The sequence below is a fragment of the Methanospirillum sp. genome (genome assembly GCF_035560735.1).
In the GTDB taxonomy this organism is placed as follows: Archaea; Halobacteriota; Methanomicrobia; order Methanomicrobiales; family Methanospirillaceae; genus Methanospirillum.
In genome coordinates this window covers 1-4,289 of record NZ_DATMYY010000227.1, presented here as the reverse complement: position 1 = coordinate 4,289, position 4,289 = coordinate 1, and the positions used below count along the sequence as shown (strand labels likewise).

The following is a 4,289-nucleotide window of genomic DNA, read 5'->3' as shown; positions in this document are numbered from 1 at the left end:
ACTCTCTACTCCGAAAAATAAAGTTTTTTCGTTTTATTCAGACCGACACCACAACCGGAACAGCATCCATCATAACAATTATCTCATGACCTTTTTCAACTGATGATGCCCAGATTCCCCAGGAATCATCCACCATTTCTGCATATCCCAGTGTGAGTATGCTGTGGTCTGATCCATCAAACATGGGAACCCATACAAAACCTCCTCCATTTTCTGCTACAGCAATAAGAAGACTGGTAGTACTAACACCATTCTGATCGGTGTCAGCCGTGCTGTTTGAGTCAAATGTATGAAGAAGCATATCTGATGCTGAAGAGTACGAGTCAGCCTCAATATTTGCCTCAGCCTCTTCCCTTTTGAGATCTTTTGCATGGAGAACAGCGGCATGAACACTCTCTTTCATCCGTTCCGGATCACCAGAGAAGATGGGAGAGACCATTCCATCAACTGGTGTTACTGCTGAAATGATGATGCCACTGATTGCGGGCCTAACATAAAGAAGTGATACTGGTTTGTCCCCTATTGTCAGGTTTGTGGCATACAAACTCCCACCACCCATCTTTGCCAGAGATGATACCAGGAGGCCGGTAGACACAGGATTCGAATTCTGCGAAAGGTTGAGCCCCACCAGTTCAGGGTTTGCTGCATCTGCAAGAACAGTACCGTTCAAATCCAGAGCCAGGACATACTTGGTATCACTGGAAAACCCGCTTGAAGGATTATTGAAGTCAGTAAGTGCCTGTGTTCTTCCATGAATCGAGAGATATGCTGCTGCGTCATCTGACAGTGTAATTAATCCAGGTGTAAGATTCTGTGCTGTATATGGATTAAGGGATACCGAGAGTTGACTTGTCGTTCCCTCCTGCACAGTTGTTGTTGTTGTAACTGGTTCGTATCCCGGATATGTGAGTATAAGAGTATGTGTACCGCCGGGAATATTCTGAAGAGTCATGGGTGTTATCCCCTGTGGACGTGAATCCAGTATCACCGAGGCACCAGATGGTGTGGATGTTAATGCGATAGATCCGGTGTGGACTGTTGTTCCTTTGGGCGTGAGAGTTCCATAGATGGAAGTTTCTCTCCCTGCGACAACATCTACGATACCTATCCAGTCAAGATATCCTGGAATTGAGACTCTGACATTGTAACTGCCAGGGTTAATTCCGTGGATGCGTACCGGAGTGACTCCATGAAAATCTCCATCAAGAGTGACTACTCCGCCACTTGGATATGATCGGATGGACAGTGTCCCGGTTGGCGGGAAGTACCTGGGCAGGGCAACCTCAACCTTGCTCTCTTTTCCTGAACTGATTTCAATGGTCTGTGTCACCGGCTGGTACCCGAACTTCGCAAGCTGCATAGTATATGTCCCGGTCGGGATGGCGTCATAGTGTGCGGGAGTGATACCATAGACCACACCATTCAAAATGATCGCGGCCCCCCACGGATACGTATCGACAGTGAGTGAGCCCGTAGTAGATACCTGGTTTAAAACTGCTGATACCACGGATTCTGCGCCAGATGCGACAGTTACTGGTGTTGTGTATGGTGTGTATCCATCTTTACTGACGGTAACTGTATGGGATCCTGGAATTACTTCCGGGTATGTGTGAGGAGTTGTCTGAATATCAGACCCGTCAATTGCTACTGTTGCTCCGGATGGGGTTGACGAGACTGATATTGATCCATTTAGAGGGCTTGCCTGCAGTGTAGCTGTTATCGTTTCAGTTGTCCCCGCAGCCGGGTTATGATCAAGGGATGAAGTCCAGTCCTGGAATCCACTCTTTTCCATTTTGATAGTATGTGGAGTACTGCTGCTTTCATCGACTGCCAGAGTAACCGGAGTTGTTCCAGATGGAGAGCCATCAAAGGTCACTGTAGCTCCCGAAGGTGAAGAGATAAAACTAAAATTTCCAGAAAGTGAAAGACCGGTTATTGGAGACAAACCCTGGGTTACCAGACTGCTACTCAAGGCTGGTTTTAATGATATTACTGGTTTAATTGTGGGTTCTAATGTAGGAAGAAGAGTAGATGTGGTAGCCGGTGCGGGAGTGATAGTGGTATTAGGCACAATAGCAGGATTTTTCGGTATAGTTACCGGTACTTTTATTGGCTTAAGAGTAGGGATGAGCGTTATCTCTTTTGTTGGTGTTTTCGTTGGTTCTGCTGTTGTCGGTACCTGAGTAACCAGCGTTGTAGGGCCACTAGTTGGAACTGTGGTGGTTTGCGTGGTTGTTGACAGACTGACGACAGGAACCTGAGAAATTACAGGTGTTATATTAGTTGTCAGGTTTAACAGCAGGTTACTTGTATTTGTAGTCGCTGCACAAGACGAGCTGACTATGAGACATATGAGAAGTACTAGTATCCACAACCTCATAGATCCATACTACTCATGCTTTATTGAAATGGTTATGGGTTCTTTCTAAAATTGTATCCCCTGGTTTTCATCAGGCTGACATGATAAATCTATAACAGAAACATGTTATCCCTGTGTTGCACATGGAAATCACATGTCTTCTGATATTCTCATTGTCAGTACCCCATATGTTCCGGGTTTTAAGATCGTCAGCCAGGTTGGGTTTACCTGGGGTCTCATTGTAAGAAGCAGGGGTCTTGGTGGAAATGTTGTAGCCGGTCTCAGAACCATTCTCGGCGGTGAGATTCATGAGTATACACAACTGCTGAATGAATCACGGTCTCATGCACTTGAGAGGATGAAGGATCATGCCAGGGAGATGGGAGCAAATGCCGTCATTGGCGTTGCATTTGATTCATCAGAGATAGGACAGTCAATGACCGAGGTGCTCGCTTATGGAACTGCAGTTGTTGTGGAACCTGAACAGGAAGAGAGTAAACCGGTCCGGTTGGTTTGAGGATCTCATCCATCTGTCTTGTGTTGTTTGTGATATTGATATCCTGATCAATGAATCTTTTTTGTGTAGTGCCATTGTCACTGTTGATTTCTCCCGGGTTATTCCTGGGAGAACACTAATAGTTCCAAAAATGAGATACTGTATTATGTCCAGAGTACTCGCGTCACCTTCAAAATATATTCAGGGAGCAGGAGAACTCTCGCGAATAAAAGATCATATTTCTCGACTACATGGCCCGTATCTCTTTGTCATGGGTGGCTTTGCCTACGATCATCTGAAAGGAATTATTGATGAAAGTTTCAGAGGTTCCGGAGCAACGCTGGTCTTTGAAAAATTTAATGGAGAATGTACTCATAATGAAATTGACCGGCTCAGATTGGTTTACTCATCAAATCAATGTGGAGTAGTTATTGGAGTCGGGGGAGGCAAAGCTCTGGATACTGCTAAAGGGGTTTCTTATTATGAGGGGTGCCCGGTTATATCCATTCCAACTATTGCATCTACTGATTCACCCACAAGTGCAATATCTGTAGTCTATACTGAAGATCATGAATTTGATGGAAACCTTCTCCTCGCAAAAAATCCAGAGATCATTCTGGTAGACACAGAAATTATTGCACATGCCCCGGTGCGATTACTTGTTGCAGGGATGGGAGATGCTCTCTCGACATACTTTGAAGCTATGGCAAACGTTGCTTCACATCATGACAATTTTGTTGGTGGCACGTATACTAACACGTCTGTTGCACTGGCAAAACTCTGTTATGAGATTCTTATTCGAGATGGGGTGCACGCAAAAAAATCTGCAGAGAACAAGGAATGTTCTCCTGAACTAGAAAACATTGTTGAGGCGAATATCTATCTCAGTGGGGTTGGATTTGAGAGCAATGGACTTGCCTGCGCCCATTCGATCTACAACAGTCTCACCATTCTGCCTCAGTGTCATCATATGTATCACGGTGAACTTGTGGCATTTGGTACCATCGTTCAACTGGTTCTTGAAGGCCGTCCTGATAAGGAGATACAGGAAGTATTGCAATTCTGTACCAGTGTTGGGTTGCCAGTTTCTTTTTCAGGAATATGTTCCGGTGAAATGAGCTCCGATGATATCATGAAGGTTGCCGAAACTGCATGCAAGCCCGGATCATTCATGGAATGTGAACCATTTGCGGTAACACCGGGCATGATCTATGACGCCATGATGAAAGCAGATGCCCTTGGTCGTGAATTTATTTTAAACAGGAAATGAGATAATGGCCCCGGGAAATTTTTTCGGCTATGAGGTCCGTTCTGATTTCATGAAAACTGGTGGGTGAATTGGGGAGAATCCGATTTTTATTTGAATGAACTCGGTATGTAGAATAAACGTATCAATACTTTCTGTTCAAAGATCCAGGTAGAGGTTTTTATCAG

Annotated in this window: 3 protein-coding genes; 2 read left to right on the top strand and 1 reads right to left on the bottom strand. The window is 44.9% G+C overall.

Annotated features, from left to right (window positions below):
* Positions 1 to 37 precede the first annotated feature (37 nt).
* Positions 38 to 2,380: a PEGA domain-containing protein gene (locus VN429_RS06600; protein ID WP_325631198.1), complete on the bottom strand. Its 2,343-nt coding sequence runs from the start codon at positions 2,378 to 2,380 to the stop codon at positions 38 to 40.
* A gap of 133 nt (positions 2,381 to 2,513) precedes the next feature.
* Between VN429_RS06600 and VN429_RS06595 the strand changes: the two genes are divergently transcribed.
* The gene (locus tag VN429_RS06595) at positions 2,514 to 2,876 is read left to right on the top strand and encodes a heavy metal-binding domain-containing protein (protein WP_325631196.1); all 363 of its coding nucleotides are present in this window, start codon (positions 2,514 to 2,516) and stop codon (positions 2,874 to 2,876) included.
* 145 nt (positions 2,877 to 3,021) lie between these two features.
* A complete protein-coding gene (locus VN429_RS06590) occupies positions 3,022 to 4,125 on the top strand; it encodes a glycerol dehydrogenase (protein WP_325631193.1) in 1,104 nt (367 codons plus the stop codon).
* The last annotated feature ends 164 nt before the right edge of the window (positions 4,126 to 4,289 follow it).

Excerpts from the sequence above, each read along its gene's own strand:
- VN429_RS06600 (WP_325631198.1), bottom strand. The coding sequence starts at position 2,380 with ATGAGGTTGTGGATACTAGTACTTCTCATATGTCTCATAGTCAGCTCG.
- VN429_RS06595 (WP_325631196.1), top strand. The coding sequence starts at position 2,514 with ATGTCTTCTGATATTCTCATTGTCAGTACCCCATATGTTCCGGGTTTT.
- VN429_RS06590 (WP_325631193.1), top strand. The coding sequence starts at position 3,022 with ATGTCCAGAGTACTCGCGTCACCTTCAAAATATATTCAGGGAGCAGGA.